This window comes from Streptococcus sp. HMSC034E12 (assembly GCF_001835915.1).
Classification (GTDB): domain Bacteria; phylum Bacillota; class Bacilli; order Lactobacillales; family Streptococcaceae; genus Streptococcus; species Streptococcus vaginalis.
This window is the reverse complement of sequence record NZ_KV826439.1, coordinates 1-3,905: the sequence shown is the minus strand read 5'-3', so window position 1 is coordinate 3,905 and position 3,905 is coordinate 1. Positions and strand designations below refer to the sequence as shown.

The 3,905-nt window shown below is 38.5% G+C and carries 4 protein-coding genes and 2 pseudogenes; all 6 read right to left on the bottom strand.

Going from position 1 to position 3,905, the window contains the following annotated elements:
• Positions 1-120 precede the first annotated feature (120 nt).
• Positions 121-489, bottom strand: coding sequence for an EXLDI protein (locus HMPREF2574_RS04805; RefSeq protein WP_004224594.1), 369 nt, complete (start codon positions 487-489; stop codon positions 121-123).
• Positions 490-625: 136 nt separating this feature from the next.
• Positions 626-1,192: pseudogene (locus HMPREF2574_RS04800) on the bottom strand (NAD(P)H-dependent oxidoreductase).
• Positions 1,189-1,785, bottom strand: a complete 597-nt coding sequence (locus HMPREF2574_RS04795; RefSeq protein WP_024052411.1) for a TetR/AcrR family transcriptional regulator — start codon at positions 1,783-1,785, stop codon at positions 1,189-1,191. The pseudogene HMPREF2574_RS04800 and the gene HMPREF2574_RS04795 overlap by 4 nt, the downstream one beginning before the upstream one ends.
• A gap of 143 nt (positions 1,786-1,928) precedes the next feature.
• Positions 1,929-2,237, bottom strand: coding sequence for a type 1 periplasmic-binding domain-containing protein (locus HMPREF2574_RS10860; RefSeq protein WP_257374194.1), 309 nt, complete (start codon positions 2,235-2,237; stop codon positions 1,929-1,931).
• Between the two features lie 153 nt (positions 2,238-2,390).
• Positions 2,391-2,828, bottom strand: a complete 438-nt coding sequence (locus tag HMPREF2574_RS10855; protein ID WP_257374195.1) for a LacI family DNA-binding transcriptional regulator — start codon at positions 2,826-2,828, stop codon at positions 2,391-2,393.
• 34 nt (positions 2,829-2,862) lie between these two features.
• A pseudogene (locus HMPREF2574_RS04785) lies at positions 2,863-3,672 on the bottom strand (Cof-type HAD-IIB family hydrolase).
• Positions 3,673-3,905: the final 233 nt, after the last annotated feature.

The window sequence follows — 3,905 nt, the reverse complement described above, 5'->3', positions numbered from 1 at the left end:
TTTTTTTGTTGCACTATATTTTACAATTTATCAATAACAAAAATAGACAAATGTCCTATGAAACAATGCAACTGACTTCATACAAAAAAACCAGTCCGTAGAGACTGGCTGTCTGTCAAGTTAAATATTCAAGGTTTCAATAAAAGCACCTGCCGCTAACTTTTGCTCCAACTTGTTGATAGTAGATTTGTCTAGGTAAGAGCTTAACTCAGCAAAAGCTTGGCAAATTTTGAAAACCGTATCTGCCTCTTGCTGATGGTAGAATGGTAGATCCTTATGCTTTCTGAGCCACCACTCTGAATCATAGTTGAGATCTTCTCTTTGATAGTAGACAAGGTTCTTCTTGGGTGTCAGATAAATCGTTTTATAGATTATTTTTTTCCTATCTTCAGAAAAACGGCTGTTACTATAAATCTTGATTCCTTTAAATTTTTTATACTCTCTGATTCCATGATCCACTAGCCTGCATTCCACTTCCTTATATTCCATCGTGACACCTCCTTAATTTTTCCACTTCCATTATAGCAGTTTTACGCAGGTTTTCAAGAAATGTTTCATAAGAAATAGATTATTAAGCTAGTTTTCAGCTGTATCGTACTATTTCTGCTTTACAATCATCCTTATTTTAAATACGACGGGCTGTTTGAGTGATGGTTTCTAAGAATTGCTGGCGCTGTTCATCAGAAATTTTTTCAACATTTGTTAATTGTGTTAACTTAACCGGTGCGACAGCGCAGATTTTTAAAATTTGATTTTTCAGAACTTTACCGTAATCCTGAATAAAAGGCAGCACAAAGGACGGCGTATTATGGGTGGTGATAATCCAAGCAGATTTTCCTTGTAAGTGCCCTTCAAAACCGACTTTTTTATAAGAATAAGCGAAACCAGCTACAAATACTCGGTCAATAAATCCTTTGAGAATAGCCGGCATACCGCTCCACCAAATCGGGAAAATAAAGATTAGGTGATCTGCCCAAGTGACAAGATCACGGTATTTCTCCATTTCAGGAACCTTAGCCAAATCGCGGCGTTTTTGATTTTCATCAAATCATAAGATTGGATCAAACTGTTCAGCATATAAATCTAAGGTTTTGACAGAATGCGCTTCAGAAAGATTGGTTTGGATTTGCTTGAGAATAGCACCATTAAAACCTTGAGGGTTTGGATGAGTAAAAGCAATTAAGATTTTCATGACCGTTCTCCTTTTATATAGACATCAAGGATATGCTCAATGTTAGTCTGGATGGCTTTGTTGTCAAAGTCACGTCCAATGGGACTGTTCGCCAAAACAGCAAGACCTGAAATAAAACTCCAAAAGTGAAACAGTGTTTCAGCTTCGCTGTTGGTAAAGCCTTCCTCCTTACGAAGCTCTAAAACAATCCGTTTAAATGCAGCGAATCCTGGCAAATCAGAATCCAGCGAAATAGTATCCTGAGTGACTTTCATATACTTAAAAGGAAATTTAATAAAGAGGGCTTCAAAGAAATAGGGGTAATCCTTCGCAAAGATGATGAAGTTAAATCCCATTTGGGCCAGTTGATTTTGTGCAGAAGCCTTCCAATCGATCTTTTTTTGGATCTCTTGGTTGAGAAAAGCAGAAAGTCGTTTTAAAACGACTTTTAAATAGTTTTCTTTACTTTCAAAATGCCGGTAAGGAGTGCCGTGAGTAACACCGCAGGATTTAGCGACAGTCCTCAGTGATAGCTGGTCGATACCATGGTCTTCAATCTCTTTAATCCCCGTCTGGATCAGTCTTTCTTTTAACTCTGCCGTATTTCGTTTCATTTTTTCCCTCAAAAAGTATACAATGTCTACTTTTTCTTGTCAATATTTTCTGTTTAGAAAAATTTCAGTAAAAAATCACCTTGATTTGAAAGGTGATTCTTCTTTATTAAATAAGTAAGCTAATTTGAAAAACAACAAGTCTCTTATCGCTGGATAAACTCTGATTTGAGCACAATGGTTTTTTTCTCTTCAGATAAAATCTGCTTGAAACTTTCCTGACCCAGCTGATAGGATTTGTTATCTATGGTAGAGAGACCCAAGAGCCGTCCAGCCAGAATGTTTTCTTGCCCCATGATGAAGGGGAGCTGTTTTCCAGCTTCTTCATAAGCCTGCATAAAGCCTGCTGCCATGTCATCTCCACTTAAAAAAATACAGTCAATCTCTGGGTGTTGCCAAAGTTCGGAAGCTTTCTGATAAGCATTCTCTTCTATAGCAACACCTTCGAGAATCATCGGAGTATGCTCCAATCCATAGACCTCATCATAATCCGATAGGTAGAACTGCGCTTGTCTTTACGAGTGAAAATAAGGGCTAAATGTTGATAACCCAGTTCTTTCAACCAGCGAAAAGCTTCTCTACAAGCTGGTTTGCGATCCATATAGACACTACTGGTTTACCTTTTCTAAGCAGACAATATTTCCGTACTTAGCATAGGAAGTAATGGTTTCCAAATCTATGCTTCGTGAGGTGAAAATCAAATGATCAAAAGCCTGACCTCGCAATTGTTCCAGGTACTGAAGCTCTAGTTCTTTGTCATACTGAGACGGCAAAAGCAGCAAATTATAGTCACTTCTCTGCGCTTGATCCAACATACCGTTGATGAGCTTGGTAAAATAAGTGTGACGCACATGAGGAATGACTACACCCACTTTATAAGTATTGCCCAAACTCAGTTCTTTTGCGACTAGATTTGGAGTATAGTCCAGTTCTCTGACAATTTGCAGAATTTTCTCCCGTGCCTCGTCTGACACATATGGGGGATTGTTGAGCACGCGCGATACACTAGACACCGAATAGCCACTCAACTCCGCTATTTCTCGAATATTGGTCCTTGAGTTCTTTTCTGATTTTCAACACTTAACCGATGAGATACCTGTGAATTCCGTAACCAACTCCGTCCTCATCGTTACTCTTGGTAATTTTAAAAGCATGTGCCTTAACATCCTTAAAGGCATTGGCCATGACAATCGGAAAACCAACCATTTCTAGCATCGGAATGTCATTGTGACCGTCACCAAAGGCAGCCGTTTCTTCTTTTTTTAGATTTTCTTTCCGACTAATGTAATCAATCCCTGATGATTTTCGAGCTTCTTTTCTAATGATTTCTAAATAAAACCGACCAGAACGCAGAATTGTAACACTAGTTAGTTCTAGACTATTCAGATAAGTCTGCAAATCTTGCATTTCTTCCTCTTCAAAACTAATCATCATGATTTTAAACAGATTGTCACAAGCTGAACTTCATCATGAACCTGAGTCGGTGCCTGATGAGTCAAGTCGTATTCGTAACAAATTCTTTCATCTACTGTATCACAATACCAATGATTCAAGTCATAATAACTGAGACTTGACCTGCTGAAAATGCTACCGCACCGCCTGTAAAATCGTTGCCGCGGTCTGCTTGAAAATAATCTTGATGTGCAGCGGACGAATTTGATGATTGACAACCTCATAAATCAAACCACCATTAAAGCCCACTTGCGGACCTTGCAAACCCAACAATTCAATAGCCTCACGCATCTCCATTGGCGCACGCGCAGAGACCAGCGTAATCGGAATATCTGCTCTGCGAATGCGTCTGGCATTCCTTTCGGAAACTTGCCCCTTTGAATTTAAAAGCGCCCCATCCATATTAGTAAAAATACGTTTAATCGTTCTTGTTTGCATGATTTTTCTCTCCTTTTCTTTATGGATTTGCGCTCCACTCCGAGTTCAAATCTTATTTCTTCGCTAGCTTGACTTCATTGTACAATCTGGAACGCGTTCCATGTCAAGAGGAAAATGAAAAAAAGGGAATTAAATTTTTTAGAGGTAGCAAAATGAAAATGACCTTTAAAAAGGGAAAAGTTCTGACTTAGTTTAATCACTATAATCTTTTAAGTAGGCTCTTAATTCTCGAA